The 16936-nt window shown below is 58.1% G+C and carries 18 protein-coding genes and 1 pseudogene; 4 read left to right on the forward strand and 15 right to left on the reverse strand.

The window, feature by feature from the left end:
* Positions 1-4 precede the first annotated feature (4 nt).
* Complete coding sequence (locus ACEN2T_RS13220; RefSeq protein WP_442116840.1) at positions 5-889, forward strand: LysR family transcriptional regulator; 885 nt, start codon at positions 5-7, stop codon at positions 887-889.
* On the opposite strand, the gene ACEN2T_RS13225 is transcribed toward ACEN2T_RS13220, so the two are convergent.
* The 5 genes and pseudogenes from ACEN2T_RS13225 to ACEN2T_RS13245 form a co-directional block, all read right to left on the reverse strand.
* Complete coding sequence (locus ACEN2T_RS13225; protein WP_032891067.1) at positions 886-1404, reverse strand: DUF1003 domain-containing protein; 519 nt, start codon at positions 1402-1404, stop codon at positions 886-888. The two genes, ACEN2T_RS13220 and ACEN2T_RS13225, sit on opposite strands and share 4 nt — an antisense overlap.
* Before the next feature lie 84 nt (positions 1405-1488).
* On the reverse strand, positions 1489-2070 hold the full coding sequence (locus ACEN2T_RS13230; RefSeq protein WP_371260759.1) for a methyl-accepting chemotaxis protein: 582 nt from the start codon (positions 2068-2070) through the stop codon (positions 1489-1491).
* Positions 2071-2088: 18 nt separating this feature from the next.
* Positions 2089-2895 (reverse strand): annotated as a pseudogene (locus tag ACEN2T_RS13235) (PAS domain-containing protein); the annotation flags it as partial.
* 150 nt (positions 2896-3045) lie between these two features.
* Entirely contained in the window at positions 3046-4104 is a 1059-nt protein-coding gene (locus tag ACEN2T_RS13240; protein WP_122680730.1) for a diguanylate cyclase, read from the reverse strand.
* 191 nt (positions 4105-4295) lie between these two features.
* Positions 4296-4922, reverse strand: coding sequence for a TetR/AcrR family transcriptional regulator (locus ACEN2T_RS13245; protein ID WP_032891070.1), 627 nt, complete (start codon positions 4920-4922; stop codon positions 4296-4298).
* 123 nt (positions 4923-5045) lie between these two features.
* On the opposite strand from ACEN2T_RS13245, the gene ACEN2T_RS13250 reads away from it, so the two are divergent.
* Positions 5046-6107: an MBL fold metallo-hydrolase gene (locus ACEN2T_RS13250; protein ID WP_032891071.1), complete on the forward strand. Its 1062-nt coding sequence runs from the start codon at positions 5046-5048 to the stop codon at positions 6105-6107.
* Between the two features lie 339 nt (positions 6108-6446).
* Complete coding sequence (locus ACEN2T_RS13255) at positions 6447-6965, forward strand: hypothetical protein (RefSeq protein WP_081797863.1); 519 nt, start codon at positions 6447-6449, stop codon at positions 6963-6965.
* Between the two features lie 108 nt (positions 6966-7073).
* On the opposite strand, the gene ACEN2T_RS13260 is transcribed toward ACEN2T_RS13255, so the two are convergent.
* The 7 genes from ACEN2T_RS13260 to argH form a co-directional block, all read right to left on the reverse strand.
* Positions 7074-7454 carry a helix-turn-helix domain-containing protein gene (locus ACEN2T_RS13260; RefSeq protein ID WP_442116841.1) on the reverse strand — a complete coding sequence of 127 codons (381 nt, stop codon included), beginning with the start codon at positions 7452-7454 and terminating at the stop codon, positions 7074-7076.
* Between the two features lie 106 nt (positions 7455-7560).
* On the reverse strand, positions 7561-8508 hold the full coding sequence (locus tag ACEN2T_RS13265; RefSeq protein WP_442116834.1) for a hypothetical protein: 948 nt from the start codon (positions 8506-8508) through the stop codon (positions 7561-7563).
* A 54-nt stretch (positions 8509-8562) separates the two neighbouring features.
* Complete coding sequence (locus ACEN2T_RS13270) at positions 8563-9732, reverse strand: MFS transporter (RefSeq protein WP_122680797.1); 1170 nt, start codon at positions 9730-9732, stop codon at positions 8563-8565.
* 150 nt (positions 9733-9882) lie between these two features.
* Entirely contained in the window at positions 9883-10704 is an 822-nt protein-coding gene (locus ACEN2T_RS13275) for an ABC transporter substrate-binding protein (protein ID WP_442116835.1), read from the reverse strand.
* A 25-nt stretch (positions 10705-10729) separates the two neighbouring features.
* Positions 10730-11494 carry an amino acid ABC transporter ATP-binding protein gene (locus ACEN2T_RS13280; protein WP_010208290.1) on the reverse strand — a complete coding sequence of 255 codons (765 nt, stop codon included), beginning with the start codon at positions 11492-11494 and terminating at the stop codon, positions 10730-10732.
* A 24-nt stretch (positions 11495-11518) separates the two neighbouring features.
* Positions 11519-12397, reverse strand: a complete 879-nt coding sequence (locus ACEN2T_RS13285; RefSeq protein WP_025859372.1) for an amino acid ABC transporter permease — start codon at positions 12395-12397, stop codon at positions 11519-11521.
* Positions 12398-12503: 106 nt separating this feature from the next.
* Positions 12504-13931 (reverse strand): argininosuccinate lyase, encoded by a 1428-nt coding sequence (argH, locus tag ACEN2T_RS13290; RefSeq protein WP_122763765.1) that lies wholly within the window; start codon positions 13929-13931, stop codon positions 12504-12506.
* Positions 13932-14124: 193 nt separating this feature from the next.
* Here argH and ACEN2T_RS13295 point away from each other — a divergent pair, with 193 nt between their 5' ends.
* Positions 14125-15084: a LysR family transcriptional regulator gene (locus ACEN2T_RS13295; RefSeq protein WP_442116836.1), complete on the forward strand. Its 960-nt coding sequence runs from the start codon at positions 14125-14127 to the stop codon at positions 15082-15084.
* Between the two features lie 144 nt (positions 15085-15228).
* On the opposite strand, the gene ACEN2T_RS13300 is transcribed toward ACEN2T_RS13295, so the two are convergent.
* The 3 genes from ACEN2T_RS13300 to ACEN2T_RS13310 all read right to left on the reverse strand — a co-directional run.
* Complete coding sequence (locus ACEN2T_RS13300; protein ID WP_032891078.1) at positions 15229-15873, reverse strand: HAD-IB family hydrolase; 645 nt, start codon at positions 15871-15873, stop codon at positions 15229-15231.
* Between the two features lie 72 nt (positions 15874-15945).
* The gene (locus ACEN2T_RS13305; protein ID WP_442116837.1) at positions 15946-16659 is read right to left on the reverse strand and encodes an HNH endonuclease; all 714 of its coding nucleotides are present in this window, start codon (positions 16657-16659) and stop codon (positions 15946-15948) included.
* Between the two features lie 196 nt (positions 16660-16855).
* Positions 16856-16936, reverse strand: an 81-nt coding sequence (locus ACEN2T_RS13310; protein ID WP_223820096.1) for a hypothetical protein, incomplete at its 5' end; no start/stop codon positions are given.

The raw sequence follows: 16936 nt of genomic DNA on the forward strand, positions 1-16936 counted from the left end.
CCATATGCTCAATGCACCGACGCACTATTCAATTGACTACGCTGACCTTTCGCTGATCCTTGCACTTGTGCGCGGCGGCTCCCTGGCGCGGGCGGCAGCGTTGTTGCGGGTGGATGTGTCCACGGTGTTTCGCGCGATACGACGCTTGGAGGCGGCACTGGGCCAGACACTGTTTGAAAAAAGCCGCGCCGGCTACCTGCCCACCAGCCTGGCCAACAACTTGGCGCAGCAGGCTGAACGCGCCGAACTGGCCCTCGAAGCGGCGCGCATCGGGGTGGAGCAGGGGGGCGAGGTGATCAGCGGCACAGTGCGCCTGACCTGTACCGACTCGGTGCTGCAAGGTCTGTTGCTGCCAGCATTGGCGCAGTTCATGCCGGACTATCCTGCGCTGATCCTGGAACTCAGCACCTCCAATGATTTCGCCAACCTCAGCCGCCGCGATGCAGATATCGCCCTACGCCTGACCAAGACTCCGCCTGAGCATCTCGTAGGACGTTGCCTCGGCACCGTGTCGTACCAAGTCTACGCAAGCGCTGACTATGCCCGCCGTCATGCAGGCCGTGAACTGGCCGACCTGACCTGGATCGCGCCGGATGACTTCCTGCCCGATCATCCCACCGTCGCCTGGCGCCGCGAACACTTGCCGGAAATTCGGCCCAGCTATCGCTGCAACAGCATGTTGTCGGTGACTGAATTGGTACGGGCGGGAATGGGTGTGGCGGCGTTGCCGGACTTTCTGCTTGATGAGGGTCTGCAACCACTGGGCCCTGCATTGGCAGGGTATGACACGGCGCTGTGGTTGCTCACACGTCCCGATTGCCGGGCATTGCGCTCTGTGGTCACGTTGTTTGATGAGTTGGGACAGCATGTACGGTTGCCGGATCGTTAGGTTTTTCGTACGAAGTGCTCATGCATTTCGCACGTCAGGCTTTCGATATGCTCGGTCAGTTGCTTGGTCATCTCCGTCAGTCGGGTGTTTTGCTCCAGCAATTCCAGCAGCTGTTTGGTGGTCTGCGCGGCCTGGGCCTGGCGTTCGGTATTGGCAGTGGCCAAGGCTTCGCGATGCTGTGCGTCGGCGTCTGACTGCGCCTTGTCTCGCGCAGCCTGGCGAGTCTGGGCCAACAGGATCAGCGGCGCGGCATAGGCCGATTGCAGGCTGAACGCCAGGTTGAGCAGGATGAACGGGTACACGTCGAAGTGAGTGATGCCGGTCGCATTCAGAACCACCCACAGCACCACAATCGCGGTTTGCGCGCCGAGGAAGGTCGGGGTGCCGAAGAAACGGGCGAAGGCTTCGGCCTTCAGCGCGAAGGTATCGTTACCGAAAGTCGGCGCCAGGTGAGCGTGGGGGCGGTGGAAACGCATGTGGTCAATAGGTGCGGTTTCAGGCTTCTCTGGGGTCATGGCGGGCTCGGGTCATCACGGTTAAGACGTTGGTTCACTATAGTCCTGGCGACCTGTCTTACACATGAATAACCCAAATCCTACTTAGTGGCGGACACGGTCATTGGCAAACGCACTCACCGCCTGTAATGCCTCGTTAGTGCCTTGGCGTATTTGCAGGATCACGGTCCCGGCGCGGTTGGCCAAGTCCACGCCCTGGGCTGCACGGTCGCGGGTACCGTCCATGCTGTCGATGGCTTGGCGCGTTTCGTTCTGGATCATTGCGATCATGCTGGAAATTTCCGCCGTCGAACGGCTTGTGCGTGCGGCCAGTTGCCGAACTTCATCGGCCACCACGGCAAACCCACGCCCTTGCTCACCCGCGCGCGCCGCCTCGATGGCCGCGTTGAGCGCCAACAGGTTGGTCTGGTCGGCGATGCCGCCAATGGTGTTGACGATGGCGGTGATCTGCTGCGAACGCTCACCCAGCTTGGCGATCAGTTGCGAAGAACCGTCGATGTCTGAGGCAATTTCGCGCATGCCGTTGGCACTTTGCTGAATCACTTCGGCGCCTTTTTCCGCGATGTCCTGGGTGTTCAGGGAAATGTGATACGCCTGAGACGCGCTTGCCGCATCGGCGGCATGTTGCTCCACCTTGGCGGTCACGTCCGAGGCAAATTTCACCACTTTGCACAGGCGCCCGCTGGCGTCATATACCGGGTTGTAGTTGGCTTCAAGCCACACCGTCCGGCCGTTCTTATCCACGCGCTCGAATTGGCCGCTGAACAGCTCGCCTTGGTTGAGGCGCTTCCAGAACTCGGTGTAGGCCGAACTGTTGGCCAGCTCCGCAGAACAGAACAGGCGATGATGCTTGCCCTGGATTTGCGCGAGGCTATAGCCCATGCGCTGCAGGAAGTTAGCGTTGGCCGTGATGATGGTGCCGTCGAGGTTGAACTCGATCACCGCCATGGCCCGGTCGATCGCCTCCAATTTGGCGCTGGCTTCGCTCTCGGCTTGCAGGCGCGGGGTCACGTCCAAGGCGAACTTAACCACCTTTATCACGTGCCCTGCCTCATCACGGACTGGGTTGTAGCTGGCTTCCAGCCACACCGATTCCCCATTGCTCGCCTGGCGTTCGAACGTTCCGGATTGAAATTGGCCATTGCGCAGGTTCGACCACAACTGGTCATACTCGGCGCTGCGGGCGAACGCCGGTGTGCAGAACATTCGATGGGGCTTGCCCACAACTTGCTCTGCGCGATAGCTCATGGTGTTTAGGAAATTGTCATTGGCCCGCAATACATTGCCTTGCGGATCGAATTCGATCACCGCCATGGAGCGCTCGATGGCATCCAGCATGCTGGCTTGGTGGGAAACCGTGTGCTGCAGGGCGTTGATGGTTTTTTTATGGGTGTTGAATAGCATGGTGGCGGCTCGGGCAGGCAGAGTCTGAGTTTTCCATGTATAGGCGCCTGCCCCGTACGGCGCTCGGCCTACGGTTGACGTGCTCATTGTCGGCTTCCTGCTGCCGACAGAGGGAGGTGGAACAAGGGATTCAGAGTGATCAGATTGCCAAGAAGTTCGCCCCAAGGGCAGGACCTTTTTTGGTTAGGCGACAGATGGTGGCTCTGTGCTATCTCGGCGGGTGCGCTGGAGGCTGCATCAGGCCGAATAGGCGACTCTTTCGTCGCTGACATTCACCCGGTTGCGACCGTTATCTTTCGCTGCATATAGCGCTCGATCTGCCGCATTCAGCCACATGGCGGCGCTGGTGAAGGAGGGCTGGAAGTCCGCCAAGCCAATGCTCAGGCTCACGCGCAGCTCAGGGATGTGTGGGGCGCGGTAGTTGCTGAAGGTTTCGCGCATGCGCTCCATAACCTGTGCGGCTTCTTCTTGGTTCATTCGCGGAAGAATCACACAGAACTCGTCGCCCCCGTAACGTCCAGCCAAGTCGTTTTCCCGCAAGTGGCGCCTTAATTCCAAGCTCAACTGGCGCAGCACCGCGTCGCCGGCGATATGCCCATGAGTGTCGTTAATCTGTTTGAAGTGATCGATATCGATCAGCGCAATGGTGCCGTGGGTTTGTTGTTGCTGGCACTTGTGGAACTTGAGGTGCAACAAGTCTTTCCAGGACCCGTGATTGAGTAATCCCGTGAGGCTGTCGATGCGGCTCAAGGCACGGAGGGCGCGTTTGTGGTCCGAGAGTTTGATCGCCAATTGATAGCAGATCATGCCGATGGCCATGGGGTAGAAGGTCAGCATCGGCAGGCATGCGTAGACCTGGACCACGCTGATGCCAGGGTTGAAGTGCAGGCCAAACAGCAAAATCGCGACGCCGGCGCCGAGCAGTTGCGCCAGTGCTCCGCGTAACAGCAGGTATCTGCCGCCAGCGGCGACGTTGTTCATGGACACCATGGACAGCAAGGTCACGGTAGTTAACGGCGCGAACTGCAACGTCGCTACCCAAAAGCCGCTGAATAACGCGTCGTACACCAGATTGCGTCGCTCGGCGTCGTAGGGGACTTTGGCGCGGGTCGCCAGTTGATACGCGAGGTGCGGCCAGACAAAACCATTGGCCAACAGCGCTGCCCAGACCCACCCCGGCATCGCCAACGGATACAGGGCGGCTATTACACTGATGCTGCACATGGCAGAGCCGATGATTCTGGGCCTGTAGATGCGCCTGGCAAACGAGAGTCCTTTGCCTTGTCTGTTTTCCATAAAGTCCTGATTGAGCTGCTTTTCTACCTATATGAAGGCGCACGTTCGCTGGATGAACCGTTGATCGGATAAGGCCGATGAATATTGTCAGTTATTCCCGTGGGAATAATCAGTGTCCTTCCAGGCCATTTACGCAAAACAGAGGGCGAAAGCGTCAAATACGACCTTAAGTGTCGCTTACACAACAGGCATTATTGGGCGGGTGTGGGCCTGACTTCGTAGCCGGCCAGGAACAGGTCAATGGCGGACTCGATCACGCTGGCCTGGTTGGCGGCGTCCAAGGTTGGTTGTCCGAGGGTAATCTGCGGCCAGAATGCGAAGGCTTTGAGCAGACTCTGGATCTGATGGGCGGCAAATGCCGGGTCGGTGCAGGAGAGACGGCCGTCTTCCTGGGCGGCGCGCACCCACTGGGTGAAGCCTTCTTCGCGCTGGCTCAGGCGGGTAACCATGTCTTGCGCACGTTCCGGCGAATGAATGGTAGCCGCGATGGCGACTCTGGCGAGATCGAGGAAGTTGGCGTCCGACATCATCTTCATCTTTGCCTCCAGCAATCCGCGCAATTGCTCACGCAGCGGCCGGTCGCTGGCATAGCAGACGTCGAGCTGAGCGACGCTGCTGGCCCAGAGCTGGTGGAGAATCTCGGCGAACAACTCTTCCTTGCTGGGAAAGTGGTTGTACACCGTGCGCTTAGAAACGCCGGCGGTGGCGGCGATCTTGTCCATGCTGGTGACCTCGAAACCGTTATCGCGAAACTCAGCGATGGCAGCAGCCACGATGGCTTGGCGTTTGCGGTCGGTGAGGCGTTGAGGGGCAGTCATGGAGGGCGCTCAGCTCTTGAAGGAAAATTACACTCGGTAGTTTACTTGCTCTCGGTTTTGTTGCAATCTTGAAACTACACTGTGCAGTGTAATTTATGAGCGGACCGTAGGAGTCACTCTGCAATGGCCACCATCTCACCCCGCGTCGACCGCACGTCTGCAGCGCTCAAGCCAGCAGAGCAGGGCAAGGCGCACTTCAGCAACGACGCCCCTGTGCAACATGGCGGGCTTGGCAAAACGCTGCGTATTTTTTGGAACATGGTGTTTAACAAGCCGCGCACCACGCGACCGGTGGGGGCGATTCCGGTAGAGCCTCTAACGCGCGAGCAACTGTTGGCGGCGCCTGATCACAGCGTATTTCGCTTGGGGCATTCCACCGTATTGCTGAAAATGCGCGGTAAGTTCTGGGTGACCGATCCGGTGTTCGCCGAGCGTGCCTCCCCATTCAGTTGGGCCGGCCCCAAACGCTTCCATCAGCCGCCGATCAGCCTTGAAGAGCTGCCTGATCTCGAAGCGGTGATTCTTTCCCACAACCATTACGACCATCTGGACCGCAAGGCTGTCGTCCAATTGGCCAACAAGACCCGTCATTTTCTCGCACCGCTTGGCGTGGGTGACATTTTGATCAAGTGGGGTGTCGACGCCAGCAAGGTTCGCCAACTGGACTGGTGGCAGGGCACCGAGGTAGACGGCATCCGTTTTGTGGCCACGCCGGCTCAGCACTTTTCCGGGCGTGGCCTGTTTGATGCCAATCAGACCCTATGGTGTTCGTGGGTGATGATCGACGGTGCGCGGAGGATTTTCTTCAGCGGTGACACGGGTTACTTCGATGGCTTCAAGCGCATCGGCGAGCAATACGGCCCGTTCGATCTGACGCTGATGGAAACCGGTGCTTACAACGTTGACTGGCCCCATGTGCACATGCAGCCGGAGCAAACCCTACAAGCGCACATCGACCTCAAGGGCCGCTGGTTGCTGCCGATCCACAACGGTACCTTCGACCTGGCGTTTCATGCCTGGCACGAACCGTTTGACCGCATCATGGCGCTGGCTTGGGAGCGCAATGTGTCGATCACTACGCCACCCATGGGCCAGGCGTTTAGCTTGAATCAGCCTGAGCGTGGGTATGCATGGTGGCTGGAAGTTGAAACTCAAAAAGATGCACAAGAGCAGCTTTTGAGCTGATGGAAGAGGTGTGGGAAAAAGGAGTTTTCATGTTGTTTCAGGGCTGCGACACACGCCAGTGAAGGATGCGATGATCCCCGGAAAATCACGGTTCAGGGGGTAGTTTTGGTGGAAAAAAAATGCAGTAAACATCCGCGAACAGAGGCGGTTTGCCAGTTAGGGCAGCCGCTGGCTGCACTCATGGATATAGCCGGTCGGGCAACGTCGTGCCACGCTCCGTCCTCTGAGCAGCCCCCTCCCCGCAACATCGCTTTTTGTGGCGATCCACACGTTCAAGTCCATCCCAGGGATGGCGTCCTGATCCCCGGATATAACGCGCCGGCCCTGCCGATAAAACCTGTGCGTGACCCCTCATTGACGCTGATTGCCTTGAGCGGCATCGAACCCGAGGGACCGGTGATGGTGGAGGTGCCTCTGGTGCAGAACAACAGCACTTTTACTGCCCTCAGCATGCTGGCTGGCCGGCGCGTAGGTTTTGCCGACCGATATGAGCGCAACGGTGATCAAGAACCCCTCAAGCATCGGGCGCCGTTCCTGCGAGCGTTGGAGCAATTACGACAGGCCGGGGCGCTCCTTGTACCGGTGTCTGCACAACAGGTCGATGGCTCGCTGCAATTCGACCTCCACACGCGTAATGAAATCGACGACCTTATGACTGAGCATCGGCTGGATGCGCTGGTCTCGGACAGTCAGAGTGCCGCGTTCCATCAGGCTTGTTGGAGTGGATACCCAAGGCTGGGTGAGCCTTTGGGAGCCGGGGCTACGTTGTGGTTCTACGGTGCACGATGGTCGAAGGATTCACTGGCAGTCCTGGTGCAGGGGTATCGCAGTGTTCGTGGCCATGCAGATGCACGGTAGGGGCTGACTGTGGCGTCGGGCAATCCAACTCGTTGATCTCCCTACGTAGCGTGCGCCGGCATGAGACCTGGTTAAAGGTGCCGGCTAGTCCGCTGACTTGGATAGGCTTTACGCACCATTCGGTTGGGCATTGGGAGAATCTATTGATACGGTGGTTGAGCCCATCAGCCGAGACATGATGCCCTGTGCCACGGGTTCAGGTGGCGTGATATTAAGGCGGCGCGCACTCATTCCCCAGCCCGGCGCAAAGCCTGGGAAAAATACCAGACCTTCAGCCTCCAGCCGAAACGCCAGCGCCAGGCGCGTTGCATCATCGCTGTCACCCTGGCTTTCAAATCGTTGAATAGCCTCCACCGCCACACCGACATGACGGGCCAGGTCTTCCCGACTCCAGCCCAGCATCGCGCGGGCCTGTGCGCTGTGTTTGGCGGTGAATTGGTGCAGGACGATCTGCTGTTCTACGAAAGAGCTCATTGCCAGAGAGGACATGGGGTTTCTCCAGGGTTCGACGGGGGAGGACAAACTATACTGTGTTTTTGTACAGTTGTTTTGACCGCTCATCAACTGAATTTTTTCGATGGCTTTCAACCACTGGCTATTCCAACCCCGGCGCCTCCCGAATAATCAGGTGATCCAGGTTCTCGATATCCGCGCTGAACACCCCGAACGTTTGCTCGGGATTCTTCTTGCTGGGTACATGCTTGAGCTCTGGCGTCACCCCGTAGAAGAAGCAATACAGCGCACGCTGACTGTCCACTGCCGCCTTGATCTGTTCTAGGAACGCCGTGCGCTTGCGGTAGTTTTCGATGAGTTTTTTGCTCAGATAAACGTTGACCGAGTAGGGCTTCTTGTCGAGCCACACCTTCTTTTCGAAGTCGATGCGAAAGCTGCTGGTGTAGTCCTTGATCGCCTTGATCTTGCCCCAATAGATCAGGCCCTTGCTGTCTTGCAGGTATTCGATCTTCTTGAAAAACGTCCAGTAGGTCGCGGTGTGATCGCCGATTTTCAGCGGCATGCGCTTGAGCGTGTCCTTGTCGTCGATGTTGGACACGTAACATTCCACCGGGTGGGCGAATACGCTGGTTTTATCCGGGGTGGTGTCGCTGGAACTGACGGACGTGCTGGTTCGGTTTGAAGGTGTTTTCGCAGGTGACGCTGGGATTTGAGCTTCGGCACCGGTCACCGGAGTGTTGCGCGGGTACGTTCGTCGGGTCAGTACAAATTCCGACGGGAAATGGTCTTCGCGCTCGTCTTCAGTTTCCCCCGCGGCGCCCCTGTGCGTGCTGGCATAGCGGCAGCCCTCGATATGCTGGGTGCTGGTTTTGTTCTTGAAGTGCGGCGTGCGCACATAGTTGACGTTTTTTGCATTGAATGTGCTCAACGCATTGCCCGTATCGAACGTCCCTCGGCACGCATCGTTGGGGCAGAGGAAGTGGTCAGTGTCGGAGTTGTAGGCGGCAGTTTCGTCGAAATTCAGGTCACGCACGTCGTAGATCGACAGCTTGTCATCGAGACTCAAACTGTAGGCCGTGTCGAATTTCATGAGGCTCGGGTCCGTGAGAAGTTTCGCTATTAATAGCGGGATCCCATGTAAATATCAGCAAGAACCTGCAACCCGCCGCCCACTCAGGAAACACAAGGTGCCACCCACAGCTGTCAGTGCGCCCAAGGCATAGAACATGCTGGTGGGCGCCGCATTGATCAGCAAGTACCCACAAATCACCGGGCTCAACGCTCCGCCAAAGGCGGCCAGGTTCTGTGCACCGTAGTAACTGCCGCGCAGGGTGTCGGGGGCGATGGTGTCGATGAACAGGAACTCCGAGGGGTAGATGATCATCTCGCCCAAGGTGAATACAAACATCGCCAGGCACCAGGTGACCAAGCTGTCCGCCAGGCTGAAACCGATCAAACCGGCAATGAACAGCAACGTCCCCAGCACGATCCAGTAGCGCAGTTGTTCACGCTTGAGAAACCGGCCTATCTGGTACTGCATCAAAATCACCGTAATGGCATTGCATGCCAGCACCGCCGAGAGAATCTTCAGAGCTTGCGCAGGCTTGTAGGCCACCAGCAGAAATTGTGACAGATACAGGGTGTAGCGCCCGTGGACAATGGTGCTTAACAGGCTGCCACCGGTGAACAGAATCAATGCACGGTCGTTGCGCAATGTGCGCAGGGTGCTGAGAAAGCTCAGCGGTTTGTTGCTTTCGTCCCGTTGAGTCGGTGGGATGCCGATCATCAGGAACACACTGCAGAAGGCAATTGCGCTGGCGATCAGGAACGGCGCCAACTGCATGTGCCCCGCAATTACTACACCCACCATGGGGCCCGTGGCGTAGCCGACGTTGGTGAGGGTGTAGCGCAGGGAAAACACCTTGGCACGCTCACCCACTGGCAGGTTTTCGCTGATGATCGCTTTGGAGCCAATCAGGAACAGCGCCGACGCGGCTTCGGTGATTACCAGGGTCAGTGTGGTCAGGTAGAGGTTGCTGGCAAAGGTCAGCAACAGAAAACCGATGGCGCTGGAGAGCATGGCCAGGATCAGCAGCTTGCGCTTTTCCAGGCGGTCGATGATGTAGCCGCCGTACAGGCCCAGCAGCGTGGCGATAAACACGGCGATCCCCATCAGCAGACCGATGTCCTGCTGGTTGAGGCCCAGGCGCGTGCTCAGCAGCAGGGCCAGCAACGGGCTGGTCATGGCGCGGCTGACCACGATGGTCACCGAGCAAATCATCAGGCGGCGGATTACCAGGGAGTAGGTGGCCACGGTGGGGCGGATGTCCTTGTTATCTTTTTTGAACAACAAAAATCCAGTGTGGGAGGGGTGCTTGCCCCCGATAGCGGTGTACAGCCAAGCATCAGGTGACAGAACCACCGCCATCGGGGGCAAGCCCCCTCCTACATTTTTTAGACCGAGTTATTGGCCAGCGTTAATGGTGATCTTCTCGACCGCCCCTTGCTCCAGATCCCACTTCTTCAAAATCTTGCCGTAGGTCCCATCATCAATCATGCCCTGCAGGGCCTCACTGATCGCGGTCACCAGCTCAGTGTTGCTTTTCTCAATCCCCAGCCCGGTGAACTGCTTGGAAATCGCCAACCCAACCGGCTTGTACTTACCTTTATCCAACGACATCAGATAAGGAATCGTCTCGCTGCCCTGCATCGCCGCATCCAACCGGTTCTGCTGCAACTGCGCCCGCGCATCCGCCGAACCTTCAGTCCCGATCACCACGATTGCCGGTTTACCGGCCGCTTCGCAGTTTTCCTTGCTCCACGCGGCAATTTCCGACGGCCAAGTAGTCCGGCGACTGGTGCCGACTTTTTTACCGCACAGGTCAGTCAGTTCCTTGATCTCTTCACGCTTGGCCAGGGTGTACAGCTGCGGGCCACTGGTGAAGTAGTCGATAAAGGTTACGGATTTCTGGCGTTCGGCGGTGTCCGACATGCCCGACAGCACGATGTCCACGCGCTTGGTGGTCAGGCCGCTGAGCATTTGCTCGAAGCCGGTTTCCTGCCACTTGATCTTCACGCCCAGGCGCTCGGCCAGAGCGTTGCCCAGGTCGAAGTCAAAGCCGGTGAGTTTATTGGTGGCCGGGTCCTTGAAATCCATCGGCGGGTAGTTCGGCACGATAGCCGCGCTGATCTCACCCTTGTCCTTGATGGCCGCCGGCAAGGCCGCGAATACACAGGTGGAGGCCATCAGGCCTGCGAGCATCGTTGGGATAAACAATTTTTTCATGGGGGCGTCCTCGTTAGTTTTTTAGTTAAGTGCGAACGGCAGAAATAAAGCTTTGGGTACGCGGGTTTTGTGGGCTTATTAGAATTTCTTCGGGGCTGCCGGCTTCCACAATCTGGCCGGCGTCCATAAACACCATGCGGTTGGACACTTCACGGGCGAAGCCCAATTCATGGGTGACCACGATCATGGTCATGCCGGTGGTGGCCAAATCGCGCATCACCGACAGCACTTCTCCTACCAGCTCCGGGTCGAGGGCTGACGTGGGTTCGTCGAACAACATCAGCTTGGGACGCATCGCCAGCGCACGGGCAATTGCCACGCGTTGCTGCTGGCCGCCGGACAATTCCACCGGATAGGCATTGCGTTTGTCCGCCAGGCCCACGCGGGCCAGCAGTTCCAACGCATCTTCGATGGCTTCCTTGGGCGAGCGCTTGAGCACCTGGCACGGGCCTTCGATGATGTTTTGCAACACGGTCATATGCGGGAACAAATTGAAGCGCTGGAACACCATGCCGGTGGCCAGGCGCTGTCGGGCGATCTGCGATTCGTTCATCTCATGCAGCTTGTTGCCGACGACCCGGTAACCCACCAGTTCGCCGTCGACCCACAGGCCGCCCTTATCGATTTTTTCCAGTTGGTTGACGCAGCGCAGCAGCGTGCTTTTACCCGACCCGGACGGGCCGATGATGCACATCACTTCGCCTTGCTCGACTTCGATATTGATGTCGCGCAGCGCGTGATACTGGTCGTAATACTTGTTCAGGTTGACGGCCTTGACGATGCTTCTCATGGGGCAAATCTCCTCAACCCAAACTTACGAACGCTTGCCGGCGCCGCGAGCGAAACGACGCTCCAGGCGGCTCTGGCCAAATGAAAGAACAGTCACCACCGCCAAGTACCAGATACCGGCAACGATCAGCAGCTCCATGACCCGGGCGTTGGCGTAGTAGATGTTTTGCGCGTTGTGCAGCAGCTCCGAGTACTGGATGACGCTGGCCAGGCTGGTCATTTTCACCATGCTGATGAACTCGTTGCCGACAGGCGGAATGATCACGCGCATGGCCTGCGGCAGAATGATCCTACGCAGCGCTTGCAAGCTCGGCATGCCGATGGACTTGGCGGCTTCGTACTGGCCCGTGTCCACTGACAGCAAACCGGCGCGCACCACTTCGGCGGTATAGGCACCCTGGTTGATGCTGAGGCCGAGCAGGGCGGCCACGAACGGCGTCATCAGGTCAACGGTGTCGATGCTGAACAGGCCGGGAATCGCGATTACCGGGAAAATCAGCGCCAGGTTGAACCACAGCAACAGCTGCAAAATCAGCGGTGTACCGCGGAACAGCCAGGTGTAGGTGATGGCCACATAGCGCAGAATCGGGTTGGCCGACATGCGCATGATTGCCGTGATCACGCCGATCACCACACCCAGCGCCATCGCCAGAATCGACATGACGATGGTATTCACCAGGCCCCATAGAATGGCCTCAGACGTGAGGAACTGACCGATGTAGGACCATTCGATCTGGCCATTGGCGAAGGCGCGCAACAGTGCGGCCAACACAATCACTATCAACGTGGCAAAAAACATCCGTCCGTAATAGCGGCGCGGCACGTGTTCGTACTGGGTTATGTCGAACTGGTTCTCGGACAGCTTGCGCTCTATTTCCAAGCGCTCGGCCGGGGTTTGGTTCATGGTGATTCTCCAAAACTGATGACGCTACTACTGATGTACTCGGTCCAAATGTGGGAGCGGGCTTGCTCGCGAAAGCGTCAGCCCCCGCACCACACCTCTGACAGGCTTAAATCCGAAAGCCCTGATAGCTCTCAGCCCACTGCTGCTGAGCCGCCAATGCAATCTTCAAACGTCCAATCTGCTCTCGAACCCGCTCCGGTGCCGTCCCACCCCAGCCACTGCGTGCCGCAATCGCCGCTTCCAGGGTCAAGCAATCCCGCACCTCAGGCAGCAGCCGAGCATCCACCTCGGCCAACATCGCCGTTGAGGCTTCCCACAACTCAATCTCATGCTTCTCACAGGCTTGTACCAACGCGCCGGTAATCTCATGGGCCTCCTTGAACGGCACACCACGGGTGGCTAGCCAATCCGCCACCTCGGTCGCCAAGGTAAAACCCATCGGTGCCTGGCGCCGCAGTTCGTCCACCTGGACTTTCATGGTCGCCACCATCCCCGCCATGGCTGGAAGTACCAGCAGCAACGTGTCCACACTGTCCAACACGCTGTGTTTGTCTTCACTCAAATCGCGGTTGTACGACAGCGGCAAGGATTTGAGCGTCGACATCAACCCGGTCAGGTTGCCAATCAAACGCCCAGCTTTGCCCCTCGCCAGTTCGGCAATGTCCGGGTTCTTTTTCTGCGGCATGATCGAGCTGCCGGTAGCGTAGGCATCGTCCAACACCACCCAGCGAAACTGGCGCGACGACCACAGGCAAAACTCCTCCGACAGCCGCGAAATATTCACCCCGAGCATGCCCGCCACAAACAGGAACTCCGCCACATGGTCGCGGCTGGCCACAGCGTCGATCGAGTTTTCACACGGCCCGGTGTAGCCCATTTCCTTGGCCGAATGCTCCGGCCTCCGCGCAATCGCCGAGCCCGCCATTGCTGCGGCGCCCAATGGCGACAACGCCGTACGTGCATCCCAATCCACCAGACGCTGCACATCGCGCAGCATCGACTGGGCGTGAGCCAGTAAGTGGTGGGCGAACACGATGGGTTGCGCCTGCTGCAAATGGGTAAAGCCGGGGCAGATGCTCTCGACATGCTGCTCGGCCTGTTCCACCAACGCCTGCTGCAAACCCAACACCTCGGTGGTGATGGTTCGCGCATGGTCCCGTAGGAAAAGGCGCAAATCGTTGGCGGTTTGATCATTACGCGAACGCCCGGCGCGCAGCTTGCCGCCCAGGGCGCCCAGGCGCTCGGTCAAGACGCGTTCGATAAAGGTATGTACGTCCTCGTCATCCAGGGTTGGATGCAGGCGGCCAGCGGCGAAGTCTTCACCGATGCGGTCCAGGGCTTCGAGGGTGCGCAAGGTCTCCGATTCATCCAGCAAACCGGCGCGCTGCAACTCACGGGCATGGGCGCGTGAGCCGGCCAGGTCGTAGGGCGTCAGGCGAAAATAGCGCTCAGGGCAACGTGACAACGCGGCCAACGCAGCAGACGGACCGGTCTTGAAACGAGCGCCCCAAAGGCGGTCGGTGGACTGAGACATGGGTATTCCTCACGCTTGTTTTTAGAAGAGTCGGAGGCAGTAAAAAAAGGTTTTTAACTAAACTGAATCAGCGTCTGACGCGCCGTATTCAAGGTTGCCAAGGGCGGATGTTTATGTTCATTATCGCCGCCTGGCTATGTTCAAGGATTGGGTTGAAGCCTGTTGAATATAGTACTTGAGGTCAACGCGTATTATGGAAACTCCACTTTCCACTTCTGGAAACCTGCCACCCAAACCGGGCACAAGACCACCGCTGCAACTGAGCGGACTGGACTTCAAATTGCTGCGGGTATTCATGGCCGTGGTCGAAGCCGGCGGCTTCAGTGCTGCGCAAAACGAGCTGAACGTGGGACTGGCGGCCATCAGTAAACAGATCTCTGACCTCGAGATTCGTATCGGCATGCGCCTGTGTACACGGGGTCGAGAAGGCTTCGGGCTGACCGAAGAAGGGAAGTTAGTGTATCAAGCGTCCATCGAGTTATTTACCTCGGTGGACAGTTTCAGAGACAAGCTTAGTTCGGCGCAAAACGAGCTTATTGGTGACCTTAGTGTCGGGGTTATTGATAACACCGTGTCGGATGTTAATTCCCCGCTTATTACCGCATTGGGAAAATTACATAGCGAATCACCAAAAATAAGATTGCGCCTACAGGCTTCACAGTTGGACGAAGTTGAACGCGGCGTGGTGGAAGGCCGGTTAATCGTCGGTATCGTTCCCGTGTACCAGCGCCGTGAAGAGTTCGATTACTTCCCGCTGTACGAAGAAAAGGCCCAGGCCTACTGCGCCGTAGGACATCCGCTCTTTACTGCGAGCGACATTACGCCGGAGGTGCTGCGCCAATATGAAGTGGTCAACCATCGTTATGCGATCCATCGCGACAAGACTAACTTCGTCAATTACGACAGCCAGTCCGCCTCCGCTTCGCAAGTCGAAGCCGTCGCGATCCTGATCCTTACTGGCCGTTTCCTCGGTTTCTTGCCCGAACACTACGCCAAGCCCATGGTAAGAGAAGGGCGCCTTCGCGCACTGTGCCCGGAGCAAGTTCACTTGAGCACCGCCTTCAACCTCATCCTGCGCCATAACGCCCCGCGCAGCCCGATGGTAAAAGCCTTTGCGACGGCGTTGGGCGTAGACCTCAAAACCAGTGTCTGACCAACCTGTGGTGAGCGGGCTTGCCCCGCGCTGGGCTGCGCAGCAGTCCCAATAAAAACGCCGCATGCTGTCAGACAGCATGCGGCGTTTGGTTTTAGGGCCGCTACGCGCCCCAGCGCGGGGCAAGCCCGCTCACCACAATGGTCAGCGCAGCGCTTTCGCCCGCTTCTTCTTCGCATGAAAATGTCGAAAATGCGCATCCTGCGCCGCCGCCAACAACTCCCGGTCCCCGCGCGTATCGCCCCAGGCCCGGAGCCGATACTCCCCCAGGTCTCCGTACACCGCCTCAAGCCGCAGCACCTTGTTCTCACACCGGCAGTTATTCCCGGTGAGCTTGCCGGTCAACACCCCGTCGACTACCTCAAGCTCGGTGCCAATCAACTTGATCCCAAGTCGATTGGCAAACGGCTGCAACACTAACGCAGGCGAAGCCGAACACAATGTCACCTCCGCGCCGGAGCCCAACTCCTGCTCCACCGACAACACCCCGGCCGGGCGCATCAACCGCGCCCAATTGCGCTGGCAATACTCCTCGGCCTTCTGTTGCACCCACGTCTTCTCCACCCCTGTCATAAAGGTGCGGATCAACTGCGCTTTCAACTCATCCCGGCTGATCTGCCGAACCAAAAAGCGCAGCCCAGGCACCGCCAGCTTGACCATCCGGCCATAGAACTCGCCGGTACCAAAGGCAAACTTGAGGAAGGGCACGAAACTGTCGTGGTGGGTCAGGGTGCCGTCGAAGTCAAAGACGGAAAGTACTTTGGCGTCAGCGGGGCCGGCTTCGAGCATGTCTGGGTTCACGGGTTGGCCTCGGTCCTATCTAGTATTTTTTGAGCGTGCATCAGGTGTGACAGCAGGAGTTTACTCCCGTGCCAATCTTCCGACCTTGGCGTAAAGCCCCTCGGTGAAAGCCTCCCGGTCACTCGACCGGTGACAACGCTGATGGCAATTGGGGCACAAGGCTACAGCATTGGTGATGCGATCCGAACCCTTCTGGGCTAGGTGCTTGACGTGATGTACTTCAAGAAATGGCAAACCGTCGACCTCAAACGGCGCGTTAGAGCCGCAGCCTTCGCAGATGCCCTTGGCCTCTTTCAGTACCCAGGCGCGTACCTTTGGGTCGCGAACAAAAGCGGTGCTGACGGTCGAGACCTGCTGCGGCTGGGCAATGCCGTCCGGTCGCTGAGTGAAAGGTTGCTGCTGCAGTTTGGACGCACGGCGGATAAGCGTTTGCTCGTCTGCTGTTTGGGCGGCGTCTTCGGATTCGAATACACCCTCCGCGGCAAGTGCCTGGCGGATGCGTTGCTCCACGCCTGTGCCCACGTTCTTCGCAGGCTTATAGCCTTCGATGCGGTCCCGGCCCATACGCACAAGCACGGTGGAGATGTTTTGCATGCGGAATTCGATGGAGCCCTTTGCACGGCCTGCCACTGGGCCTTCGCGCAGGAGGCGGTTTTCGAGGGCTTTGTTGAACGGTTGGCCGCTCTTTTCCCAGGCCAGCATCTTCAAGTACGCCTCGACCGCAGCTGCCAACTCCGCGTCGCTCCAGTCCGTTTTGTCTTTCGTAATGTCCATACAACCGCCGAGGGTAGAAAACCCTCGGACGATACTGAGTAGCCATTATTGCGTCTACGAAATTTCCTACGAGTTAGAAGGATTTAGCGGTCAGCTACTTTGGTAAATTCGCTGCTTTGTAAGGAGAGTCTTTAGTGAGCTTGCATAAAAAAGCCCCGAACAAGTCAGGGCTCTTTGGTGTTGCTGTGCTAAGGAATCAATCCCAGCTCAGCGCGCCGCCAGTCTGATACTCGATCACACGGGTTTCGAAGAAGTTTTTCTCTTTCTTCAAGTCCAT

It is taken from the genome of Pseudomonas sp. W22_MBD1_FP4, from assembly GCF_052113765.1.
GTDB lineage: Bacteria > Pseudomonadota > Gammaproteobacteria > Pseudomonadales > Pseudomonadaceae > Aquipseudomonas > Aquipseudomonas sivasensis.